Below are 22,347 nucleotides of genomic sequence, written 5' to 3'. Positions count from 1 at the left end.
TCGGCAAGGGAGGCAGCATTTGAGCAGCAATCTGGCGGTAAGCGCCACCGGCCTCGTCAAGCGCTTCGGGGATCGGCGCGCGGTCGACGGGGTGGACATCGCCGTCTCCAAGGGCCTGATCTACGGCGTGCTCGGCCCCAATGGCGCCGGCAAGACCACCACCTTGCGCATGTTGCTCGGCATTATCGAGCCCGAAGAGGGCGAACGCATGCTGCTTGGCACCGACTGCCCGCGCGAGGCGAGCGACCGCGTCGGCTATCTCCCCGAGGAACGCGGCCTCTATCCCAACATGAAGTGCCGCGAGGCGATCGCCTTCATGGGCGCGCTGCGCGGCCTGCCGTGGAGCGTGGGCCGCAAGCGCGCTGTGGAATTGCTCGAGGCCGCCGGGCTCGGCCACGCCGCCGACGACAAGATCCGCAAGCTCTCCAAGGGCATGGCCCAGCTCGTCCAGCTATTGGGCTCGGTAGTCCATGAGCCCGAACTGCTCGTCCTTGACGAACCCTTTTCCGGCCTCGACCCGGTCAACCAGGAGCGGCTGGAGAAGCTGATCCGCGCCCAGCGCGATCGCGGCGCGACGATCCTGTTCTCCACCCATGTCATGGCGCATGCCGAGCGGCTGTGCGACCGCCTCTCGATCATCGCCGGCGGCAAGGTCCGCTTCGAGGGCACCGTTGGCGACGCCCGCGCGCTGCTGCCACTCAAGGCGCACTATACGCCGCATAACGATGCCGAGGGTGCCGCCCGGCTGCTTCCGGCCGATGCCGAGCGCGACAATGGCAGCTGGCGGTTCACCATCCCCGACGAGGGGATCGAAGCGCTGCTCGTCCGACTGATCGACGCCGGGCACGGCATTTCGGGGCTGTCGATCGAACGGCCGAGCCTGCACGACGCGTTCGTCAAGATCGTCGGCGCCGAAGCATTGGAGCAGGCCGCATGACCCGCATCTTCCGCCAGGCGCTGACCATCGCGCGCCGCGACTTCACCGCCACCGTCGCGACGCCGACCTTCCTGCTCTTCCTGCTCAGCCCGTTGCTGATGATCGGCTTCGCAACTGTGGGCGGCCTGACCGCCTCCGGCGCGACCAAGAGCGGCGAGGCCAAGGAGCGGATCGTCGCGATCGCGCCTGCCGAACAGGTCCAGCTGCTTCGCCAGGTCGATCAGCAATTGCGCCGGGTCTTTCAGTCTCCGACCGTACGCCCGCCGCTCCAGGTAGAGACCGCGGGCGCCGATCTCGAAACCCAGGCGCGCGCGCTGCTCGGGCGCGACGATATCGATGTCGGCGCCGTGCTCTACGGGCCGCTCGATCGTCCGCACATCCTGCGCCGTGCCGCGGCGCGCACCGACGCCAATTACCTCGCCGAAGTCGCCGAGCAGGCCGCGCGGGTGCGCAAGTCCGGCGGCACGGTCAGCCTCAGCAGGCCCCAGGTCACCGTGGTCGGGCGCACCGAGGTGAATTCGGGCGGACGCGGCCAGGCCGCCTATTTTGCCGCACTCGCGATCTTCTTCCTGACGCTGATGCTGTCGGGCCAGGCAGTCGGCGCGATGGCCGAGGAGCGTTCGAACAAGGTGATCGAAGTGCTTGCCGCCGCGGTCCCGCTGGAGAGCGTGTTCTTCGGCAAGCTGCTCGGCGCCTTCGGATCGGCGCTGTTGTTCGTCGCCTTTTGGGGAACCTTGCTCGCCAACCTGCCCAAATTCGTGCCCGAAGGCTTTAGCGACGCGCTCGGCAATCTCGGCACTGCGGTCGGCCCGATCTTCCCGCTGCTCTTTGTCCTCTATTTCGCCATGGCCTATATGCTGCAGAGCGCGGTGTTCCTCGCGATCGGCGCGCTTGCGTCAACTCAGCGCGAGATCCAGCTGCTGTCGCTGCCGATCACGATCTTCCAGTTCGGCATGCTCGGCGCCGCTTCCTATGCGGCGGGCAATCCCGGCACCTGGCTCGCCACCGCCGCGGAGATCTTCCCGTTCAGCTCGCCGCTGGCGATGGCGGCCCACGCCGCCAATTCGCCTACGCTCTGGCCGCACGCGCTCGCGCTCGTCTGGCAAGTGCTGTGGGTAGCGATCACCGTGACGATCGCGGCGCGCCTGTTCCGCCGAGGCGTACTCAAATCGGGCAGCCCCAAGCTGCGCCGCAAGCGGGCGGCAGCGACCGCCTGAAGAACTATTGACATAACTGTCAGTTAGCAGTCTCCTCCCTCGAAAGAGGAGAGGAAGCCATGGCCACGCTTGCATCCACGCCCGAGTCGCGTGCCGCCGACCTGCGCGCCGATCCGCTCGACGTCAGCCGACCCGAACTCTATCGCGACGATCTCTGGCACGCGCCCTTCCGCACCCTGCGCGAAACGGCCCCGGTCCATTATCATGCGGACACCGCCTTCGGCCCCTTCTGGTCGGTCTCGACCTACAAGCCGATCGTTCAGATCGAATCGCTTCCCGATCTCTATTCGTCGCAAGCCGGCGGCATCACCATCGCCGATCTCCAGGAAGGCGACATCAAGATGCCGATGTTCATCGCGATGGACCGGCCCAAACATACCGGCCAGCGCCGCACCGTCGCGCCCGCCTTCACGCCCAGCGAGATGGTCCGCATGTCCGCCGATATCCGCGCGCGCACTGCCGAGCTGCTCGATACGCTCCCGGTCGGCGAGACGTTCGACTGGGTTGATCGGGTCTCGATCGAGCTCACCACCCAGATGCTGGCGATCCTGTTCGACTTTCCCTGGGAGGAACGCCGCCTGCTCACCTACTGGTCCGATTGGGCCGGCGATATCGAAGTGTTCAAGGATCCCGCCCGCAAGGAGCAGCGCCGCACCGTCCTGTTCGAATGCGCCGCCTATTTCGGCAAGCTCTGGCAGGCCAAGCTCGGCAAGGAGCCCACGCCTGACCTGATCTCGATGATGATCCATTCGGACGCGATGGCGCAGATGGACCAATATGAGTTCCTCGGAAACCTCATCCTGCTGATCGTCGGCGGCAACGACACGACACGCAATACGATGAGCGCCTTTGCCTGGGGACTCGAGCAATTCCCCGACGAGCGCGCCAAGCTCGAGGCCGATCCCGGGCTGATCGCCAATGCCACCCAGGAGATCATCCGCTGGCAGACCCCACTCGCGCACATGCGCCGCACCGCGACGCAGGATAGCGAGCTCGAGGGTCAGCACATCAAGGCCGGCGACAAGCTCGCGCTCTGGTATCTTTCGGCCAATCGCGACGAGAGTATCTTTCCCCATGCCGACCGGATCATCGTCGATCGCGAGAACGCCCGGCGGCATCTCGCCTTTGGCCATGGCATCCATCGCTGCGTCGGCGCGCGGCTCGCCGAATTGCAGGTCGGCGTGCTGATCGAAGAGATGGCGAAGCGCCGGCTGCGGGTGAACGTCACCGGCGAGCCGGAGCGCGTCGCCGCCTGTTTCGTCCATGGGTACAAGAAGATGCCGGTGGCGCTCAGCCGCTACTAAGCCCCTTCGCACTTGCACAATTGGCCGACGCTGCTAAACGCAGCCCCTGTTGGGGAGTAGCTTTCGGCCTTTAGGCTGAGATCGCGTCAACACACTTGCGCTTCGGCGCATGGCGCGATCAGCGGGACCATCCGCCTTGCGAGACCAGCGTGCATCACGCCCGATCCGGCCGGGCGCGATGACGCTGTCGCTCGTCCGGTGAGTTTCGCGCATGTCTCCCTTCGGTATCGCCGCCCTCTCGCTCAGCATGTCCGCCGACGCATTCGCCGCATCGATCGCGCGCGGCGCCTCGACCCGCCCGAACTGGTTCGGCGCGCTCAAGGGCGGGCTCGTCTTCGGCGTGGTTGAGGCCATTACTCCCTTGCTCGGCTGGGCCATCGGCATCGCCACGGCCAGCTTCATCGGAGCGGTGGATCACTGGGTGGCCTTTCTGCTGCTCGCGGTCGTCGGCGGCCGGATGATCTGGGAGGCGCTCCACCGCGACGAGGCCGAACCCGTGGCCCCCGCGCTCGCTTCGGGATGGCGTGCCGGGCTCGTTCTCGTCGCCACCGCGATCGGCACCAGCATCGATGCCGCCGCGGTGGGCGTCTCGCTGGCGCTGGTCGGCGAGAATATCGTGCTCATCGCCGCGGCGATCGGCTTTGCGACCTTCACGATGACGACGATCGGGCTCGGCATCGGCCGCGCCGCCGGATCCAAGCTGGGCCGGACGGTCGAAGTGCTGGGCGGGCTCGCGCTGATCATCATCGGATCGGCGATCCTGGTCGAACATCTCGGCGGATATGCCTGAGCCGATTGCGCAGCGCCGCGGCGCGCCCCACATCCACGCGATGCAAACCGATCGCCGCACCCTGTTGACCGTCGCCGCGCTGGGCGCACTCACCGCCGCCTGCGGTGGCGCCCCTGCTCAGGCCGCGCAGACCTTCCCGTTCACGCTCACCGATGCCGAATGGAAGAAGAAGCTGAGCCCCGCCGCCTATGCGACGCTGCGCCGCGGATCGACCGAATATCCGTTCACCAGCCCGCTCAACAAGGAGCATCGCGCCGGCATTTTCGCCTGCGCCGGTTGCGCCCAGCCGCTCTTCGCGTCGACCACCAAGTTCGACAGCGGCACCGGCTGGCCGAGCTTCTGGCAGCCGCTGCCCAATGCCGTGTTGACCAAGAGCGACCCCAGCCTGGGAATGACGCGCACCGAAGTGCTGTGCCGCCGTTGCGGCGGGCATCTCGGCCATGTCTTCGACGATGGCCCGCGCCCGACCGGCAAGCGCTATTGCATGAACGGCGTGGCGATGACCTTCACGCCCAAGGCCTGACCCCGCGAACGCGTGAGGCGCAAACAGAAAAGCCGAGGCTCGCGCCTCGGCTTTTCTGCATCCCGCTTGCGGGAGAAGCTGCTTAGTTGACCGCTTCGAGCTTGAGGTCGCTCAGATCGAGATCGAGCGACGCGACGAGCGTCTTGTCGGCCTTCTTGGCCATCTGCAGGTCGCCGAACGCGTCAGGCGCCTCGTCCGAATAGATAAAGCCGTTGACCGGATAGACCGAGGTGCCGAGCCCGCCCGAGGGACCGAACCACACGCGCACTTCGCTCCAGTCGCCCTCAGGCGACACGTCGACAGCGCGAACGTCGCGCTCGATCCCGCCGGGGCGCGACCAGTTGGCATGGGTCAGAAGAACTTCGCGGTCGCTGATCACCTTCGAGACCATCGCGACATGCCCGAGCGGCATCTTGCCGGTGCGCTGGAACGACATCACCGCGCCGACCTTGGGCGCCTCGCCCCGCTCGTAGCGGCCAGCAGCCTGGCTCCACCAGGTCCAGGCATTGCCATGGATGTTCACGCCGGAGATCTCGCGTGCATAGGGAGCGCACTGCCAGAAGGCGCCCTTGGCCTGGGCCGGAACGACAGTCATCAGGGCGCAAACCGCCATCAGCGCAAAGCGCGCTGCGAGAACACGAAAATTCATAGACCCCCCGGTCAGGAAGTAGTGAGTGGTGCTAACCAGACTATAGGACGGGGGTACAGGCCCGCGGCTGACCGATCCGACGAACCGTTGCGGCGAGCCGATGGGTTGACGGAACAGCCCTTCAACAGGGCGAAATCGCATCGCTGCACCGCGGAAATGCCCCTCCGGACAAGCCCCAGCGGCGATTCGTTACGGCAGCAGCATTGTTGCGCAAATGCCGCGACCTACGTGTTTTTCCACAAGCGCAGAATCGATTCATCGCAAGCAATGTTGCGCCGCAACACCTTCTAGTCTCCTATAATGATCGGGGAACGACGCGGGATTAAGCGGCCCGTTAACCAAACTGCCGCATGATCCAGCCTCGGAGGGTTTTCGTTGGGGTGGGAGCATAGGTTATGGCATCCAAGATGAAACCGGCTGAAGGCGCGATGACGCTGGCCGAAATGAAGGAATTCGCAGGGTTCGGCGCAGCGACGCAGCGTTATGTGCGCCGCGCGCTCGATATCGGGCTCGAGCGCCAGGACGCGCTGGAGCGCTGGTCGCGCGATGTCGTCGAGGCCGCCAGCATCCGCGCCCAGTCCCGCATGTACGATCGCCTCGAGGAAGTTCGCGCGCTGCTGCCCGACGATGCCGATCTCGATGGCATCGAGCCGTTCATGGCGCCGCTGATCACCGTCACGGCGTTCGATCTCGGCCAGGGCCGGCTCACCACATTCTCGGCCTATCGCTTTCTCTATGAGCGGTTGATCGGCGCCGAAGTGCGCCCCTGGCTCCCGGCGGCCTTCTGCTCGGCGGCGGCGCTTCCGCACCTTCATCCCGATCTGCGCCGCAAGCTGCTCCAGTCGATCAGCGAAGCCGCAGCTACGGCCTCGGGCTGGTCGAACCGTCAGCCGGCCTTCTTCCCGCAATGGGTCGAAAAGGTCGACATCGCGGCGCTGCCCAACTGATCTGACTCTGCTCCCGACGATCGGCATCCGTGCCGATCGTCGCCCTGCTGCATCCAGGACCAGCCGCGCGATCGCGTCGGCATGCGAATACATCGACACACAACTCGATCGTCGTTGCCCCATTCGCTTGGCCTTGATGCCTGGAAATTAGATTTCACCTCCCCTGGGGCAGACTCAGCGGCAGGCCCGCCACCCCATCTCGCCGCGCGACGCCTGATCGAGGTGCAGATGGTCGCGATGCGCCGCGTTATAGTCGGGCGACAGCACCGTCGCGAACAGCTTGCATCCGCCGGTGCGCACCTCGTGGAGGAAGGCCGCCTTCTCCCCGCCCCCATTCCAGTCCTTCAACACGCTGATCCGCGTACCGTCGGAAAGCCGGAAGGCCGCGACATCGAGCGCATTGGCGCTGGCATGCTCGCTCCAGTCGCCGGCGCTGCGGCCATAGATCCGGCGGCACGAATAGGATCCGTAATGCTCGATCGTCTGCACCCGCGCGCCGAAATGCTTCGCCGCGGCGGGCTGGAGCACGTTCCACTCCCACATCGCCAGCCCCGCGGCGACCGGACACGACACGCCGACGCTGCGCGGGTCGTAATCGATCGCCTGCGATCCCCCGCGCTCGAACCGCACGCTGTCTGCATAGCCGCAAGTCTCGCCGCGCTTCACCGGCGGCAGCATCGTGTAGCGCACCCCCGCCTGGCGCAGCAGCACGCGGCACGCGGCGAAATTGTCGTGCAGGCCCACCAGCTTGCGCCCGGTGAATACCCCCACTGGCTCGCCGAGATCGAGCTTGGTCCAGGGCAGGTCCTGCGGCCGGTTGCGCAGCATCGCATAGAGGCCGAAGCCGATACCGATCACCACCAGCAGCCAGATCGCGACGCGCAAGCCGCGGCGTACCCAGGTCATGCCCGGATCGCGCGGTCGAGCCGCTCGGCGGTCACGGGATAGCCGAGATCGTCGGGAATGCAGAGATGCTCGGCGCCGTTGCGCATTTCGATCCACGGCGTGACGGTGCTCACCGGATGCGCCGCGGCATCGGCCACTGCCGCGTCGAAGCTTCCGAACCGCGCCAGCCGTTCGAGATTGCGCCGGGTGGGGAAGATGATCATTGCCTCGCCGCGATCGGCCATGGCCAGCACGTCGGCAGCGCTGGCCCAGAACACACGGACATTCTCGTTGCCATCGACCAGCGGCGCCGCGTCCTCGGGCGCCCGGGCGAGATAGAAACGCGTGTCGAAAACCTTGTGGTGCACGCCCGCGGGAAGCCAGCGAGCGAACGGGATCAACGCATCGAGCACGAGCCGCGCATCCGCGCCGTCGAGCAGCGCACCGAACGGAGTGCCGGCATAGACCGCGCGGCGAACGCCGGGAATCGCGTCGGCCGCGATCTTCAGCCCGACGGCGACGCCCGCTTCTTCCAGCGTCTCGCGTATCGCGGCGATGCGCGAAGCGGTCTCCTCGGCCTCACCGCCCAGCCGCGCCGCGAGCACATGGTCGCCCGGATCGACGCGCCCGCCCGGAAACACCAGCGCTCCGCCCGCAAACGCCATCGCGCGGGCCCGCTCGACCATGAGCAACTCGGGCGCGCCGCCGACGACATCGCGCATCACGATCACGGTCGCGGCAGGAATTGCCTCGGGCTCGGCCATGCCCCCGATCTAGGGTCGGTGCGCGCGGGCCACAACCGCGACCGTCACCAGCCCGAGATCTTGAGCCGGAGCCGAACGACCATATCGCTCGACGTGACGAACAGCGTCTTGCCATCCTCGCCGAACACGCAGTTCGCCGCGGCCTCGCCGGTGACGATCGTGCCCAGCTTGCGGCCATCGGGCGCGAGGATGTGGATGCCACCGGGACCGCTGGCGAACAGGTGACCGCTCGCGCCGACCTTCATCCCATCGGGCAGGCCGGGTAGCTTCGCCGCGAGCTCGCTGCTGAAGTCGCGAAGCACGCGCGCGCCGCCCGGCAAGCCGTCCGCGCCGAGCGGATAGGCGAGGATCTGCGGCCGGGCCTCGTCGGACATGCTGACATACATCGTGCGCTCGTCGGGCGAGAGGCCGATGCCGTTGGGCCGGCTCAGGCTCGAGTCGAGCAGCGTGACCTTGCCATCGGTGTCGAGCCGATAGACGCCGTTATAGGGCAGTTCCTTGAGCGGCGAATTGTCGCCCTCGGTCAGCCCATAGGGCGGATCGGTGAAATAGATCGCACCCGATCGCGCGATGACGACGTCGTTGCAGCTGTTGAACCGCTTGCCCTTGTAGCGATCGGCAAGGATCGTCCGCTTGCCCGTGGCCAGGTCGACGCGCGTGATCGCGCGGGTGCCGCTGTCGGCGATCACCAGCCGGCCCTTTCCGTCCAGCGCCATGCCGTTCGATCCCGCCTCGCGCACCCCCGCCGGAATCGGCCCGACCAGCCCGGAAGGCTTGCGGAAAACGCTCTTGCCCTCGCCTTCCTTCCAGCGGAACGCGGTGTTCGCGGGCGGATCGGAAAAGAGCAGATAGCTGCCCTGCTTCACCCAGACGGGGCCTTCGGCCCATTGGATGCCGATCGCGATCACGTCGATCGGCGTGTCGACATCGACGATGGTGTCCAGTTCGGGATCGAAGCGCTGGATCGATCCCACTTTCTCCGCGCGCGCCGAGGTCGCGATCGGCAGCGCCGCCAGTCCGGCCAGGCACGCCCGGCGCGATAGTTCGAGCTTCATTCTCATCTCCTAAACCGGCAGCGTAACGCGCGCCCTCAGTCCCCCATCGACCGCGTTGGCCAATGTTATGTCGCCGCCATGCGCCCGCGCCACGGCGCGCGCGCTCGCCAGCCCCAGCCCGATCCCGCCGGTATCCCGATTGCGCGAACGTTCGCCGCGGAAAAAGGGCTCGAAGACATGGTCGAGATCGCCCGGTGGTATCCCAGGCCCATGATCCCGCACCTCCAGCGTCGCCTGCCCCTCTGCCAGCGCGAGCGAGACCTCGGCCCCGCCGGCATATTTGACCGCGTTGCTGACCAGGTTGGAGAGCATCGACTTGAGCGCCGCTGAATTGCCGTCGACCACCACCGGGTCGCCCGGCGTCAGCGACACCGCCTCGCCGCGGTCGCTCAGATCGTCGGTGATCGTCTCGGCGAGCGAGCGCAGATCGAGCGGACGGCGTTGCGCCGGCTGGCCAGTGTCGCGCACATAAGCGAGCGTCGCCGAGATCATCGCCTGCATGTCGCGAATATCGCTCTCGCAAGCGGCACGCACGCCCTCCGGGGCGTCCTCCAGCCGCAACCCCAGCCGCATCAGGGGGGTGCGTAGATCGTGCGCCAGCGCCCCGATCACCAGCGTGCGATCGTCGACATAGCGATTGAGCCGCGCCTGCATCTGGTTGAACGCCGCCGCCGCCTCGGCGATCTCGGGGGGGCCGCCGAGCGCCAGCGGCGCCGCGCGCGGATCGCGCCCCAGCCGTTCGGCGGCTTCGGCAAAGGCCCCGATCGGCTTGGCCAGCCGGTGCGCAAGCGCCCAGGCGAACGGCCCGACCGCGATCGCCGACAAGACCAGCCATACCAGAACGAACCACCGCCACGGCTCGAAGCCACGCGCCGGCTCGACGCGCACCCAGCTGCCATCGGGCCGCTTGAGCGCGGCCGAAAAGCTACCGATCACGGCGACGCCGCGTGCCATCGCAGCCGTCGGTGGTGCCGCCGGATGGGGAATGCCGGCGCGGTCATAGATTTGTTCGCGGGAAAGGAACGGGCGCGGGAAGCGAATCTCCACGCGCTCGATGGGCACGCCCAGCGCGGTCGCGAGCGCGAGCTGGATGCGCTCGCCGCGCGGGTTCCAACGGCTACGCTGGATTTCGGCGACCTGCGATACCGAGAAGTCGCCTTCATGGTCGCGGCCGGTGGTCATGGAATCGACAATTTCGCCGACCGTATAGACCTTCTGCGACGGGGTCTGCACCGCGACGAGCATCACCACGTTCATCAGCTGGACCACGCCCACGCACAACAGCATGAGCGTGAGAACGCGCAGGAACAGCGGCGATCTTGCCGCGCCCCTGGTAAAGGTCACGCGCGCTGGACTCGCGGCACGAACAGATAGCCCTCGTTGCGCACGGTGCGGATGATCTCGTCGCCGCCCGAACGCAGCTTGCGCCGCAGCCGGCTGACCTGGACGTCGATCGCGCGGTCATAGGCATCCGAATCGGGCCCCCGCGCCGCGGCGAGCAGTGCTTCGCGGGTGAGCACGCGGCGCGGCCGCTCGATGAACACGCGCAGCACCGCGAACTCGCCGTCGGTCAGGCCGACCAGCACGCCATCGGGATCGAACAGCTCGTGGCTGCCCAGGTCGATCCGCCAGCCTTCGAACGTGTAGACGTCGCCCTCGGCTGCCGGCATCGCGCCGCGCTTGCGCAGCGCCGCGCGCACCGTCGCCAGGATTTCACGCGGGCTGCAAGGCTTGGGCAGATAATGGCCCGCGCCGACTTCGAGGCCGAGGATCCGGTCCTGCTCGTCGCCCAGCGCGCTGAGGAAGATGACTTCGGGACCGTCCTGGCGGGCAATCCTTCGGCATGCCGAAAGCCCGTCCTCGCCGGGCATCATCACGTCGAGGATCACCAGATCGACCGGCGTCTTGGCGAGAATATCGTCCATGTCTCGCGTGTTGGAGGCCGTCTCCACCCGATAGCCGCGCGCGCCGAGGCTATTGGCGAGAAGCAGGCGGATATCGCGATCGTCATCGACGACCAGCAGCGTGGCGGGGTCATCGGCAGCGGGGGTGATTGCGTTCATGAGTCGATCTTCTACGACAAATGGGGCCAGATGTGGGTCCGAAAATATTTCCCGATCAGACCAGCTTGGTATCGATTGGCACGCCGTGCTTGAGGGTCAGCGTCACCGGGGTGCGCTCGGCGATCTCGGCCAGCCGGGCATTCTGCTCGGGTTCGAGGCCCGTAGGCGCAAGGACGCGTTCGATCCGCAGCGTCTCGCCCTGCCCGTGGAGCCGCAATTGCACGTCGAGCGAAGCGAGCGGCCATTGCTTGCGATCGGCATACATGCGCAGCGTGATCGCGGTGCACGCGCCCAGGCTGGCGAGCAGCAGCTCATAAGGCGCGGGGCCGGTGTCGCCCCCGCCGCGCGACGGCGGCTCGTCGGCCATCAGGCTGCGCGTGCCGATATCGATCTTCGTCGAATAGCGGTCCTGGCCGATATGGGCGATGGCTTCAGTCACGGGCAACGCTCCTTCAGGGTGCGCCGTGCCTAGCATTCAGCCGCGCGAAACCGCAACGCGGCGCGTTTCCGCCATCACGGCGAACCAGCGCTGGCGTTCGGCCTCGGCATCGGCCAGCGCGCGATGGGCCGGCACCCGTCCCTCAACTCGGTTCGGGCAAGGATATCCGCCACCAGCGCGTCGCGCGCTGCAACCTCGCCCAAAATTGCCGCTGCGGCTTCGGCCATCGCAGCGTCGCTGCCGCGCAGCCGCAGGCTGTGCCGCGGCAGCCCGGCCGCGCGCAGCAGCACGCTCAGCCATTTGCCGTCCCACGAAGGCGCGCTCGCCAGAAGATCGTGACCGGCAAGGTCCGCCACCATCTGCGCGGCCACAGCGTCGTGCGGCACGCCTTCGGCGGTGAGTGTCGCGCGGGGGATGCGATGGATTGCCTCGGCCTCGGCATCCCAATCGTCCCAGCCCGGCGCCGGGCGGATGAGATGCGCGTCGCCACGTCCATCCTCGAAGACCCAGGCGACTTCGACCGGATAGCTGCGCTTGGCGAGCGAGGATGCTTCGAAGTCGAGAAACACGCGCATCGCCGCTCAACGCCCGGCGCTGCCACAGGCTGCATCGTGCGTCGCGCCGGAACACGCCGCATCACCGCCCGTTGAACCTGCCGAACCCCACATATCGGAAGGTCAATATGGCAACCCGCACTGATTCCAAACCGCGCACCAAGCGCGCCGCCGGCACCAAGGCAGCGACCACGGCAAAGCCGCGCGCGCCGCGCCGCGCCAAGGCGGCCCCGGCCAAGACGCGCAGCCGCGGCTCCGCGTTTGGCGCCGTGTCGATCGGCGCCGCGGTCAGCGTCCTAGCAGCGGGCGCCTACGGCCTCTACCAGCTGATCCGTCGCATGCCGCGCGATGGCGAGCATGTCCCGACCGATCTCTATACCGATGCGCATCCCGATGGCTCGGAGCGCGCGCCGGTCGATTTCCGTCCCGATCCCACGGCGGCGGTTCCCGCCAGCGAGCGCGACCAGTTCCGCCCCGCCCTTGCCGGCGGCCAGGCGCCTACGCTGGTCTGCGGCCAGGCCCAGGAGCCCGAACGGCTCAACGCAGCACAATCATAAGGAGCCATCGATGAGCATTTTCGGCAAGATCCGCGACGCCATCTTCGGCCATCCCAAGGCGCAGGCATCCGCGCCCGCTGCGCCTGCCGCTCCCGCGCCGGCGGCACCCGCACAGGCTGCTCCGGCCGCGGTCGCGGTCGCCCCGGCCCCGGCCCAGCCGGTGGACGTCGAGGCAGTGCTCGTCGCCATCGCAGCGCAAAAGGGCGATCCCGACCTCAACTGGCGCAGCTCGATCGTCGATCTGATGAAGCTGCTCGATCTCGATTCCAGCCTGGACAACCGCAAGGAGCTGGCGACCGAGCTTGGCTATACGGGCGCCAAGGATGGCTCGGCGGAGATGAACATCTGGCTGCACAAGGCCGTGATGCAGGCGCTCGAGAAGAATGGCGGCACCGTGCCGGCTTCGCTCAAGGACTGATCCGCAACCATTGCGCCCGCCGGACATTGTCTGGTGGGGACGCTTGGGAGAGAGAAAATGCACAAGATCACTTTGGCCGCACTCGCGGCGGCGGCAGCGCTGACCGGCTGCACCGATTATGGTGCGGGGCCCAATTCGGCGGGCTATCGCAGCTATGACTGGAACCGTCCGGATCCGTCGTACGGCGGCTACGATGCAGGGCGCTATTATCGCGACGATCAACGCTATCGGGAACGCCGCATCTCGCGCAACGACCGCGTCTATCGCGGCAATGACGGTCGCTATTATTGCCGCCGCTCGGACGGCACCACGGGGCTGATCGTCGGCGGGATCGCCGGCGGCGTGCTGGGCAACATCATCGCGCCCGGCGGGTCCGAGACGCTCGGCACGCTGCTCGGCGCCGCTGCGGGTGCCGCTGTCGGCTCGTCGGTCGACCGCAACAACCAGAACAATCGCGACGTGCGCTGCCGCTAACCCGAATGGGCCTCTTTTGGCTGGGGTCGCTCCATCCTAGATGGGGGCCTCAGCCAGAAGGGAGTCCGCCATGACGTCACGTACCGCCACTGCCCGCTATCAAGGCTTCGGCAAGGAAGGCAAGGGCCAGCTCGACACCCAGTCGGGCGTGCTCGACGCCACGCCCTACAGCTTCAACACTCGCTTCGGCGACGAAAAGGGCACCAATCCAGAGGAGCTGGTCGCCGCTGCGCATGCCGGCTGTTTCACCATGGCGCTCAGCTTCGCACTCGCCCGGGCCGGCTTCACCGACGGCAGCCTCGAGACCACAGCCGCGGTCAAGCTCGATCCCGATGGCGATGGCGGCTTCGCGATCACCCGCTCGGACCTCAAGCTGGTCGCCGAAGTCCCCGGCATTTCACCCGAACAATTTGAAAAGCTCGCGCGCGGGGCCGAGGCCAATTGCCCGGTCTCGAAGCTGCTCAAGGCCGAAATCGGCCTGGAATTCGAACTTCGCTAATTTCGTTAAGCGCCTATTTGGTTTGCCAATATTCATTCGACGAACCAAATATCACTCTCGCGGCCGGCGCGACGTGGGTGCCTTCGATACCGCGCTGCGCGGAGCTGAGGCGGGCAAGCCGGGCAGAATCAATCCGAGGTTGAGAGCCTCGGGTCGGCGCGCCGAGAACGCAAAAGGGGACCGGCATCGCTGCCAGTCCCCATGTCGCCGGACTGCGGCCGTGGGTCCGGGAGGACCTTCGACCTGGTTTCGGCGGCAGCGCCGCCCGCGCCGGCAAGGGCATGCGGGCATTGCGTCAGCCATCTCGGCAAGAAGGGCCGGCTCGTCCGAAGACCCGCCGCCACTTCGGCTCCGATAGCCCGCTTGGCAAGCATCCCGAAGGACGCGCTGCCAAGCCTTGCTGGATGCGCAAGAGTCCCGATCGAACCGCTTTGCGAAGCCGCTTGCGCAGCATCGAGAGCATCCCATCATCGGGCCGGTTCCTCCGTCGTTGCGCCGCTTGCGCGGAACTGCGATTCGTCCCCGGCCGGGGAACTTGCCAGACCCGATGCTTGCGCACCCCGTCTCGGCGTCGATCCCCTCTCCGCCCTGCGTCGATAGCGTCGCTCGGCTTGCGCTTCGCTCGGCTTTCGGCACGGTTCGGAGCTTTCGCATCCCCGGTTCGCACGGCGTGGTTCCCGAAGGCAACAGCAACCGCTAGATCCGGTGTAAGTCCTTGGTTTCGCGTTGGTTTCCCGCCGCCTCACCGCCTTCTTACAAGCCTGATGCTGTCACCGATCGCGAGTTGCGCAAAGGGCAAAATCGGCCGCCGTGCTGTGGATAACGTGGATACTGGGGACAAGTCCGGGTCAGCCCTTCGCGGGGCTCCAGCCGGGCGGGGCGAGCTCGAATCCGGCGAAATCGAAGCCGGGGACCACCACGCAGCTGACGAGCCCCCAGCCGGCGCGCGCCTCGGTCGATTGCCAGCGGCCCGCCGGCACGCGCGCCTGGGGCACGTCGCCGCGGAGCACGTCGCCGCCAAGCCGGATCTGCGCGATCCCCTGCTCGCCCTCGATCAGCAGGTCGAGCGGATCGCCGGCATGCCATAGCCACAGCTCGTCGGCATCGACACGGTGCCAGTGCGAGCGCTGCCCCGCCTCGAGCAGGAACTGGATTGCAGTGCCCGCCGAGCGCTCCTTGGAACCAGAGGGCGCGCGCCAGGTTTCCCGATACCAGCCGCCTTCGGGATGCGGTGCGAGGCCGAGCTTGGCGATGATTTCCCGTGCGTCATCCATTAGCTTTCGCTCCGCTGACCGGCGTGTAGTTTTGGGTTCATGCAACCGGGCCTAGGCAAGGCTCGTTGAGTGTCCAGCTTCAATCGGAAACCCATAAGGGGAGTTAAAGATATGCGTAACCTTCTGATGGCGCTCGGCGCCGTGTCGCTGGCGCTTCCTGCCGCCGCCGTTCTTCCGGCCGCCAAGGCCGAGGCCAAGTCGGCTTATGCCGGCGCACCCAGCTATCAGCGCCATGGCAAGCGCTACCAGTATCGCGAGTGGCGCGGCCGCGACGGCCGCCGCTATTGCCGCAAGTCGGACGGCACCACCGGCCTCGTGGTCGGCGCAGTCGGCGGCGCCCTGGTCGGCCGCACGATCGACACCCGCGGCGACCGCACCGGCGGCACCGTGCTCGGCGCGGTTGCCGGGGCTCTCGCCGGCCGCGAGATCGAGCGGAGCGGCAGCAACAACGGCCGCCGCTGCCGCTAACGATTGCGCGCGGAGCATGGAGTTAACCTCTATCTGCTAGAGGTTGACCCATGCTCCGCATACTCGTTTTGTCGACGCTCTTTCCGGATGCGTCGCGACCCCATTTCGGGATTTTCGTCGAGCGCCAGACCAAGGCGCTCGCCGCGCGTGCGGATGTCGCCGTGCGCGTCGTCGCGCCGCTGGGCCTGCCCCCGGCGCCGCTCGCCTTGCTGCCGCGCTACCGCCGGCTCGCCGCGCTTCCCGCGCATGAGCAGTGGAACGGCCTGCGCGTCGATCGCCCGCGCTTCCTCAACCTGCCGGCGACCGGTGGCCGCTTCCACGCCGCCGCGATCGTGCGCGCGCTGACTCCGCTCCTCGCCGATATCCGCCGCGACTTTGCCTTCGACGTCATCGCCGCCGAATTCTTCTTCCCTGATGGCGTCGCCGCAGTCGAGCTCGGCCGCCGCTTCGGCGTGCCGGTGTCGATCAAGGCGCGCGGATCGGACATCCACCGCTGGGCGTACCGCCCCGGCACCGCCGCGCAGATCCGCAACGCCGGCCGCGCCGCCGACGGGCTCGTCGCCGTTTCCGATGCGATGGCCGGGGACATGGTGGCGCTGGGCATGCCGGCCGAGCGCATCCGGACCATCGTCACCGGCGTAGATCTCACGCGCTTCGCGCTACGCGATCGCGCCGAGGCCAAGGCCGAGCTCGGCATTGCCGGCCCGCTCATCCTCTCGATCGGCGCGCTGATCCCGCTCAAGGGGCACGAGATCGTCCTCGACGCGGTCGCGTCGCTCCCCGGCGCGCAATTGTGGATCGCCGGCGAAGGCCCCCACCGCGCGCAGCTCGCCCGCCACATCGCCCAGCGCGGCATCGCCGATCGCGTCCGGCTGCTCGGCGCGATACCGCATGCCGAGCTCGCCCGCATTCTTGCCGCGGCGGATGTCATGGCGCTTGCTTCCGAGCGCGAAGGCCTTGCCAATGCCTGGCTCGAGGCGATCGCCAGCGGCACCCCGATCGTGATCCCCGATGTCGGCGGCGCGCGCCAGGTGCTGTCCGGCGACAGCCCCGGCGGCCGCATCGCCGAACGGTCGCCCGAAGCCTTTGCCGAAGCGATCGCCGCGACGCTGGCTGCTGCCCCCGATCGCGCCTCGGTCCGCGCCGTCGCCGAGCCGTTCACCTGGGCGGCGAACAGCGCGTATCTCCACGCCTGGCTCCAGCATCTCGTCGATGGGCACCACCGCGCACTGGCGGCATGACGTCGCAATAAGGATGCTCGGGCGGAACGACCGCCGCCGTCCACCGTTCGTCCTCTGGAGTGGGTATGATGGAGGATAGGATGGCCGAGCCCGCTCGCCGAAAGTCGGACTTCGTTTGCGATGCCGACCCCGCTGAAGGTCCGGCGACCACTCCCTCCGAAACCGCCGGCGGCACGATCGCCGAAAGCGAATATGACGAGGACGATGACGAGGACTATCCCGTCTTCGAGATCGTTTTCGAACGCGATACGCTGCACTGATACGGGGCACGGCACTCTCCGCGCGATACGGCGTTGACTCAGGTGGCGCTCGTCCGTGACACTGCCGTCACGAAGCGCGGAGATGATGCATGGCCGGCAAGAAGAAGAAACCGAGTGGCGAGTCCAAGAGCGAAGCGAAAACTTCGTTCATTCCCAAGACGATCGCAGGCGTGAAGCTCCCCAAGGGCATCCGCAGCAAGCTGACCGATCTTTCCCAGCATCCTGTGGTGGCGGATCTGCTCGCCGCCGGATTGGTCGCCCTCGCCGCCCGCCTTCGCAACGAGCCCAAGGCGCAGAAAAGCGCCGAAGACGTCGCCAAAAAGGCTGAGGACACCGTCGATCAGGTCGCCCACGCCGCTGCCGACGTCGTCGCCGCGATCGCCAAGCCCGTGGTCAAGCGCACCCGCAAGCCTGCCGCGGCCGCTGCCCCTGCAGCGGAAGCCGTGACCGCCGCGCCGCCGCCGAGGCGCCGCGCCGCCAAGCCGGCGGGTGATGCGACGGGCACCAAGTCCTCCGCCGCGCGCCGCACGGCCAAACCGGCCGCCAAGCCCGCCGCGCCTGCTGCGACCAAATCCGGCGACACCGCCGCCAAGCCCCGCGCCACGCGCCGCGCCACCCCCAAGGCGCCGGCCAAGCCCAAGCCGACCAAGACGGACGGCTGATCCTTTGCTAAAAGCCCTCCGGACATCCAATCCGGGGGGCAGATGGCAGGCAAGCGGCAAATCCAGTTTCACGGGCCCGAGCACGCGCTCGAGCGACTGGTGTTCTTTTCCGACGCGGTATTCGCAATCGCGATCACGCTGCTGATCATCGAAGTCCATGTGCCGCATGTCAGCGGGCCACTGACCGATCACGCCTTTCTCCAGGCGCTGGCCGATCTGACGCCGCACTTCATCAGCTTCCTCATCTCCTTCTACGTTATCGGCGCGTTCTGGGCGGGGCACCACCGCGCGTTCAACTGCGCGCGGCATTGGGACCCGCGGCTGCTCTTCGCCAATCTGATGATGCTGTTCACGATCGCGGCGCTCCCCTTCTTCACCGCCTTCTCGTCCGAATATTATGGTCATCGGGTGCCGGTGGCGCTCTATTGCGGCTGGCTGGCTTTCGCAGCGCTGTGCAACATCCGCGTCCAGCGCCTCGTCACCGCGCCGCCGGTCGTCGGCGAGGATGTCGCGCCGGCGATCCGCCACAATATCCGCCAGCGCGGAATCGGGACCTTTCTGGGCGCCTCCACCGGTTTCGTCGTCGCGCTGTTCTGGCCGGCCTTCGCGCAGCCTGCGCTGATCACGATCTTCTTCTGGCGGTTGCTGCTCGTGCGGCTTCGCCCGGTGCGCTGACCTCGCCAGGCGACTTTAACCCTGCGAAATCGACTCCGCTTGCCTATATCGGCTGCGCGAAGGCATAAGCCCCGCGCTCCATCTACCTGAGAAAGTCCCACCCGTGTCCGAGATGTTCCGCATTACGCTGCCCGACGGTTCCGTCCGCGAGGTAGCCCCGGGGACTACCCCGGCGGACATCGCCGCCGCGATCGGTCCGGGGCTCGCCAAGGCCGCCATCGCTGCGCGCGTCGACGGCGAACTGCGCGACATCGGCCGCCCGTTCGAAGGCGATTCGCAGCTCGCATTGGTCACGTCGAAGGACGAGAAGGATGCGCTCGAGCTCGCGCGCCACGACTATGCGCACATCCTCGCCGAGGCGGTGCAGAAGCTGTTCCCGCGCACCCAGATCACCTTCGGCCCATCGACCGATGACGGCTTCTATTACGACTTCGCGCCCGAGCGTCCCTTCACCGAAGAGGATCTGCCCGCGATCGAAGCCGAAATGCGCAGGATCATCGCCGCCAACGAGCCGCTGGTCCGCGAAGTCTGGTCGCGCCAGCAGCTGATCGAGCGCTGGCGCGCGCAGGGCGAGACCTTCAAGGCCGAATGGGCTGCCGAACTGCCCGAGGGCGAGGAACTGACCGTGTATCGCGCCGGCAAGGGCGAGGATGCGTGGCTCGACATGTGCCGCGGGCCGCATCTGGCCTCCACCGGCAAGGTCGATCCCAATGCCTTCAAGCTGACGCGCGTCTCGGGCGCCTATTGGCGCGGCGACCAGAAGAACGCGATGCTTTCGCGCATCTACGGCACCGGCTGGCTCAACAAGAAGCAGCTCGACGAGCATCTCCACCGGCTCGAGGAAGCCGCCAAGCGCGACCACCGCAAGCTTGGCGCGGAGATGGACCTGTTCCACCTCCAGGCCGAAGCGCATGGCTCGGTGTTCTGGCACCCGCACGGCTTCACCATCTGGCGCCAGCTCGAGGCCTATATGCGCCGCGCGATCGACGATGCCGGCTATCAGGAAGTCAAGACGCCCCAGGTGATGGATGCGCGCCAATGGGAGCAGTCCGGCCATTGGGGCAAGTATCGCGAGAACATGTTCGTCATCCCCGACGAAGTGCCCAACGTCGACGACGAGGGCCCGATCGTCTCGGACGATGCGCAGTGGATGGCGCTCAAGCCGATGAACTGCCCGGCGCACGTGCTGATCTTCCGCCAGGGAATCAAATCGTACCGCGACCTGCCGCTGCGCCTGTATGAAAACGGCTGCTGCCACCGCAACGAGCCGCACGGCGCGCTGCACGGGCTGATGCGCGTCCGCCAGTTCACCCAGGACGACGCGCATATCTTCTGCCGCGAGGATCAGATCGTCGAGGAGGTCCAGGCATTCTGCCGCCTTGCCGACCGCATCTATCGCGACTTCGGCTTCACCTATTCGATCAAACTCGCGCTGCGCCCCGAAAAGCGCTTCGGCACCGAAGAGATGTGGGACAAGGCCGAGGCCGAGCTGCGCGACGCAGTGGTCCGCGCCGGGCTCGCCACCGAGGAATATGGCTGGGAAGAGCTGCCCGGCGAAGGCGCCTTCTATGCCCCCAAGCTCGAATGGCATCTGACCGACGCGATCGGCCGCACCTGGCAGGTCGGCACGATCCAGTCCGACCGGGTGCTGCCCGAGCGGCTCGATGCGTCCTATGTCGGCGAGGATGGCGAGCGCCATCGCCCGGTGATGCTCCATCGCGCGATCTTCGGATCGTATGAGCGCTTCATCGGCATCCTGATCGAGCATTTCGCCGGCAGGTTGCCGACATGGCTGGCGCCGACCCAGGCGGTCGTCGCGACGATCGTGTCGGATGCCGACGACTATGCCCGGCAAGCCGCTGACAGGCTTCGTGCCGCGGGCATCCGCGTCGAAACCGACCTGCGCAACGAGAAGATCAACTACAAGGTCCGCGAGCATTCGGTGGCCAAGGTCCCCCACCTGCTGGTGGTCGGCAAGCGCGAGGCCGAGGAGGGCACCGTGGCGCTGCGCGTGCTGGGCAGCCAGGGCCAGCAGATGCTGACCCTCGACGAGGTGGTAGCGAAGCTGGTGGAAGAGGCGACTCCGCCCGACCTGCGCTAGTTCGACCCTCGGGAACCCCGGACACGTCCGGGGCAACTTGGGCGAGCTTCAGAATGATGCAAAAACGGCACGTAATCGGGGTAATTCGTATCGCGCGGAACCGACCCCGCTTCCAAATCTTCCCGCTAAAGACTATATCCGCTGTTTAGAATCACCACAGGAGCAATTCTTATACGTCCTCCCATGACCCGGCGCCCACTGGCGCCACCGCCGATGAATGGTCCGCGGTTCAACGAATTCATTCAATCGCCCAAGGTCCGCGTCATCGACCATGAAGGCGAGAATCTCGGCGTGATGTACACGCGCGAGGCGATGGAGCAGGCGCGTGAACATGGGCTCGACCTCGTCGAAGTGTCGCCCAACGCCGATCCGCCCGTCGCCAAGTTCCTCGATGTCGGCAAGTTCAAGTACGAGGCGCAGAAGAAGGCAAACCTCGCACGCAAGTCGCAGAAGACGCAGGAGATCAAGGAGATCAAGATGCGTCCGAACATCGACGACCATGACTACGAAACCAAGATGAAGGCGGTCCACAAGTTCATCGGCGAGGGCGACAAGGTGAAGATCACTCTGCGCTTCCGCGGCCGCGAGCTTTCGCACGGCCAGCTCGGCATGAACCTGCTCAAGCGCGTCCAGGAGGATTGCGCCGAGGATGCGAAGGTAGAATCCTACCCGCGCATGGAAGGCCGCCAGATGCTGATGGTGCTGTCGCCCAAGTGAGCCTGGGGCGAGGGCTGTTCGCGGCCCTCGCCGCTCTCTCCGCCGCGCCGCTGACAGCGCAGCAGCAGACCACCGCCGCTTCCTCGACCACCGCCGCGACCGACGAGTCGCTGGCGGTGCCTCAGGGCTATGCCAAGGTCTGGTCAGACGAGTTCGATCGCCCCGGCGCGCCCGATCCCGCCAGATGGGCCTATGACACCAGCCGCAACAAGCAAGGCTGGTACAATAACGAGCTGCAATATTACGCCGCCGACCGGCGCGAGAATGTGCGGATCGAAGACGGCAAGCTCATCATCGAGGCGCGCAAGGAGCGGCTGGCCGACCGCGCCGATTATGGCGGCCAGGCCTATAGCTCGGGCAAGCTGGTCACCCAGGGGCTGGCCGACTGGACCTATGGCTTTGTCGAGGTTCGCGCCAGGCTCGCCTGCGGCCGCGGCGTCTGGCCGGCGATCTGGATGCTCGGCAGCGACGGCAGCACCGGCTGGCCCGCGCTCGGCGAGATCGACATCATGGAGCATGTCGGCTGGGACCAGGGCCGCGTCCACGGCACGATCCACACCAAGGCGTACAACCACGCGATCGGCACCCAGAAGGGCGCCGACACGATGCTCGCCGACGCCTGCACTGCCTTCCACACCTATCAGCTCGACTGGAACCCCGACCGGATGCTGATCGGCGCCGACGGCCATGCCTATCTGCGCTTCGACAACGACCATAAGGGCAATCCTGCCACCTGGCCCTTTGCCAAGCCGCAATATCTGATTCTTAACGTCGCGATCGGCGGCTGGGGCGGCCAGAAGGGTATCGACGACGCAGCCTTCCCGGCCCGGATGGACGTCGATTATGTCCGGGTGTGGCAAAAGCGCTGACCCTT

The 22,347-nt window shown here is 67.0% G+C and carries 27 protein-coding genes and 1 riboswitch; of the genes, 18 read left to right on the top strand and 9 right to left on the bottom strand.

All coding sequences use genetic code 11. The features are described from left to right. The first annotated feature begins 19 nt into the window (after positions 1-19). The 5 genes from AB2M62_RS01110 (at position 20) to msrB (ending at position 4,771) form a co-directional block, all read left to right on the top strand. Complete coding sequence (locus tag AB2M62_RS01110; RefSeq protein ID WP_404337077.1) at positions 20-937, top strand: ABC transporter ATP-binding protein; 918 nt, start codon at positions 20-22, stop codon at positions 935-937. Beyond that, complete coding sequence (locus AB2M62_RS01105) at positions 934-2,154, top strand: ABC transporter permease (protein ID WP_404337075.1); 1,221 nt, start codon at positions 934-936, stop codon at positions 2,152-2,154. Before AB2M62_RS01110 ends, AB2M62_RS01105 begins: the two co-directional genes overlap by 4 nt. Before the next feature lie 59 nt (positions 2,155-2,213). Further along, entirely contained in the window at positions 2,214-3,458 is a 1,245-nt protein-coding gene (locus AB2M62_RS01100) for a cytochrome P450 (protein WP_404337073.1), read from the top strand. 45 nt (positions 3,459-3,503) lie between these two features. Beyond that, positions 3,504-3,679: riboswitch (yybP-ykoY riboswitch) on the top strand. Further along, positions 3,670-4,248: a manganese efflux pump MntP family protein gene (locus AB2M62_RS01095; RefSeq protein WP_404337071.1), complete on the top strand. Its 579-nt coding sequence runs from the start codon at positions 3,670-3,672 to the stop codon at positions 4,246-4,248. It overlaps the preceding riboswitch by 10 nt. Continuing rightward, positions 4,241-4,771 (top strand): peptide-methionine (R)-S-oxide reductase MsrB, encoded by a 531-nt coding sequence (gene msrB, locus AB2M62_RS01090; RefSeq protein ID WP_404337070.1) that lies wholly within the window; start codon positions 4,241-4,243, stop codon positions 4,769-4,771. The genes AB2M62_RS01095 and msrB overlap by 8 nt, the downstream gene beginning before the upstream one ends. An 82-nt stretch (positions 4,772-4,853) precedes the next feature. Here msrB and AB2M62_RS01085 read toward each other — a convergent pair whose 3' ends face one another. Further along, complete coding sequence (locus tag AB2M62_RS01085; RefSeq protein WP_404337069.1) at positions 4,854-5,420, bottom strand: CHAP domain-containing protein; 567 nt, start codon at positions 5,418-5,420, stop codon at positions 4,854-4,856. Between the two features lie 395 nt (positions 5,421-5,815). Here AB2M62_RS01085 and AB2M62_RS01080 point away from each other — a divergent pair, with 395 nt between their 5' ends. Further along, positions 5,816-6,367, top strand: a complete 552-nt coding sequence (locus AB2M62_RS01080) for a hypothetical protein (protein WP_404337068.1) — start codon at positions 5,816-5,818, stop codon at positions 6,365-6,367. A 174-nt stretch (positions 6,368-6,541) separates the two neighbouring features. Here the strand turns inward: AB2M62_RS01080 and AB2M62_RS01075 are convergent, their stop codons facing one another. The 7 genes from AB2M62_RS01075 to AB2M62_RS01045 all read right to left on the bottom strand — a co-directional run bounded on the left by AB2M62_RS01075 (position 6,542) and on the right by AB2M62_RS01045 (position 12,148). Continuing rightward, positions 6,542-7,273 (bottom strand): extensin family protein, encoded by a 732-nt coding sequence (locus AB2M62_RS01075; RefSeq protein ID WP_404337066.1) that lies wholly within the window; start codon positions 7,271-7,273, stop codon positions 6,542-6,544. Next, positions 7,270-8,016 carry an NUDIX hydrolase gene (locus AB2M62_RS01070; protein WP_404337064.1) on the bottom strand — a complete coding sequence of 249 codons (747 nt, stop codon included), beginning with the start codon at positions 8,014-8,016 and terminating at the stop codon, positions 7,270-7,272. The genes AB2M62_RS01075 and AB2M62_RS01070 overlap by 4 nt, the downstream gene beginning before the upstream one ends. Before the next feature lie 44 nt (positions 8,017-8,060). After that, complete coding sequence (locus tag AB2M62_RS01065; RefSeq protein WP_404337063.1) at positions 8,061-9,071, bottom strand: SMP-30/gluconolactonase/LRE family protein; 1,011 nt, start codon at positions 9,069-9,071, stop codon at positions 8,061-8,063. Positions 9,072-9,080: 9 nt separating this feature from the next. Then, on the bottom strand, positions 9,081-10,415 hold the full coding sequence (locus tag AB2M62_RS01060) for an ATP-binding protein (RefSeq protein ID WP_404337061.1): 1,335 nt from the start codon (positions 10,413-10,415) through the stop codon (positions 9,081-9,083). Beyond that, complete coding sequence (locus AB2M62_RS01055; protein WP_404337059.1) at positions 10,412-11,134, bottom strand: response regulator; 723 nt, start codon at positions 11,132-11,134, stop codon at positions 10,412-10,414. Before AB2M62_RS01055 ends, AB2M62_RS01060 begins: the two co-directional genes overlap by 4 nt. Positions 11,135-11,189: 55 nt before the next feature. Then, positions 11,190-11,573 carry an OsmC family protein gene (locus tag AB2M62_RS01050; RefSeq protein WP_404337057.1) on the bottom strand — a complete coding sequence of 128 codons (384 nt, stop codon included), beginning with the start codon at positions 11,571-11,573 and terminating at the stop codon, positions 11,190-11,192. A 74-nt stretch (positions 11,574-11,647) separates the two neighbouring features. Beyond that, the gene (locus tag AB2M62_RS01045) at positions 11,648-12,148 is read right to left on the bottom strand and encodes a transcriptional regulator (protein ID WP_404337056.1); all 501 of its coding nucleotides are present in this window, start codon (positions 12,146-12,148) and stop codon (positions 11,648-11,650) included. Between the two features lie 107 nt (positions 12,149-12,255). Here AB2M62_RS01045 and AB2M62_RS01040 point away from each other — a divergent pair, with 107 nt between their 5' ends. The 4 genes from AB2M62_RS01040 to AB2M62_RS01025 all read left to right on the top strand — a co-directional run bounded on the left by AB2M62_RS01040 (position 12,256) and on the right by AB2M62_RS01025 (position 14,075). Further along, entirely contained in the window at positions 12,256-12,684 is a 429-nt protein-coding gene (locus AB2M62_RS01040) for a hypothetical protein (protein WP_404337054.1), read from the top strand. 10 nt (positions 12,685-12,694) lie between these two features. After that, positions 12,695-13,102 carry a DUF3597 domain-containing protein gene (locus tag AB2M62_RS01035; protein WP_404337052.1) on the top strand — a complete coding sequence of 136 codons (408 nt, stop codon included), beginning with the start codon at positions 12,695-12,697 and terminating at the stop codon, positions 13,100-13,102. A 57-nt stretch (positions 13,103-13,159) separates the two neighbouring features. After that, complete coding sequence (locus tag AB2M62_RS01030; RefSeq protein WP_404337050.1) at positions 13,160-13,576, top strand: glycine zipper 2TM domain-containing protein; 417 nt, start codon at positions 13,160-13,162, stop codon at positions 13,574-13,576. Between the two features lie 70 nt (positions 13,577-13,646). Then, a complete protein-coding gene (locus tag AB2M62_RS01025; protein WP_404337048.1) occupies positions 13,647-14,075 on the top strand; it encodes an OsmC family protein in 429 nt (142 codons plus the stop codon). A gap of 848 nt (positions 14,076-14,923) precedes the next feature. Here the strand turns inward: AB2M62_RS01025 and AB2M62_RS01020 are convergent. Continuing rightward, complete coding sequence (locus tag AB2M62_RS01020) at positions 14,924-15,349, bottom strand: cupin domain-containing protein (RefSeq protein WP_404337047.1); 426 nt, start codon at positions 15,347-15,349, stop codon at positions 14,924-14,926. A gap of 111 nt (positions 15,350-15,460) precedes the next feature. Between AB2M62_RS01020 and AB2M62_RS01015 the strand changes: the two genes are divergently transcribed. The 8 genes from AB2M62_RS01015 to AB2M62_RS00980 all read left to right on the top strand — a co-directional run bounded on the left by AB2M62_RS01015 (position 15,461) and on the right by AB2M62_RS00980 (position 22,342). Next, on the top strand, positions 15,461-15,817 hold the full coding sequence (locus AB2M62_RS01015; protein WP_404337045.1) for a glycine zipper 2TM domain-containing protein: 357 nt from the start codon (positions 15,461-15,463) through the stop codon (positions 15,815-15,817). Positions 15,818-15,867: 50 nt separating this feature from the next. After that, a complete protein-coding gene (locus AB2M62_RS01010; RefSeq protein ID WP_404337043.1) occupies positions 15,868-17,058 on the top strand; it encodes a glycosyltransferase in 1,191 nt (396 codons plus the stop codon). A gap of 80 nt (positions 17,059-17,138) precedes the next feature. After that, complete coding sequence (locus tag AB2M62_RS01005) at positions 17,139-17,318, top strand: hypothetical protein (RefSeq protein WP_404337042.1); 180 nt, start codon at positions 17,139-17,141, stop codon at positions 17,316-17,318. An 89-nt stretch (positions 17,319-17,407) separates the two neighbouring features. Next, positions 17,408-17,980 (top strand): hypothetical protein, encoded by a 573-nt coding sequence (locus tag AB2M62_RS01000; protein WP_404337041.1) that lies wholly within the window; start codon positions 17,408-17,410, stop codon positions 17,978-17,980. Between the two features lie 42 nt (positions 17,981-18,022). Next, the gene (locus tag AB2M62_RS00995; protein ID WP_404337040.1) at positions 18,023-18,655 is read left to right on the top strand and encodes a TMEM175 family protein; all 633 of its coding nucleotides are present in this window, start codon (positions 18,023-18,025) and stop codon (positions 18,653-18,655) included. A gap of 112 nt (positions 18,656-18,767) precedes the next feature. Beyond that, positions 18,768-20,756 (top strand): threonine--tRNA ligase, encoded by a 1,989-nt coding sequence (gene thrS / locus AB2M62_RS00990; protein WP_404339741.1) that lies wholly within the window; start codon positions 18,768-18,770, stop codon positions 20,754-20,756. 183 nt (positions 20,757-20,939) lie between these two features. Next, on the top strand, positions 20,940-21,473 hold the full coding sequence (gene infC, locus AB2M62_RS00985; RefSeq protein WP_404337038.1) for a translation initiation factor IF-3: 534 nt from the start codon (positions 20,940-20,942) through the stop codon (positions 21,471-21,473). Further along, positions 21,470-22,342 (top strand): family 16 glycosylhydrolase, encoded by an 873-nt coding sequence (locus AB2M62_RS00980; RefSeq protein WP_404337036.1) that lies wholly within the window; start codon positions 21,470-21,472, stop codon positions 22,340-22,342. Before infC ends, AB2M62_RS00980 begins: the two co-directional genes overlap by 4 nt. Positions 22,343-22,347 lie beyond the last annotated feature (5 nt).

The organism is Sphingomonas sp. MMS12-HWE2-04 (assembly GCF_044881185.1).
Taxonomy (GTDB): domain Bacteria; phylum Pseudomonadota; class Alphaproteobacteria; order Sphingomonadales; family Sphingomonadaceae; genus Sphingomonas.
The sequence above is the reverse complement of the archived record's forward strand: the minus strand, read 5'-3'. Positions and strand labels throughout refer to the sequence as shown.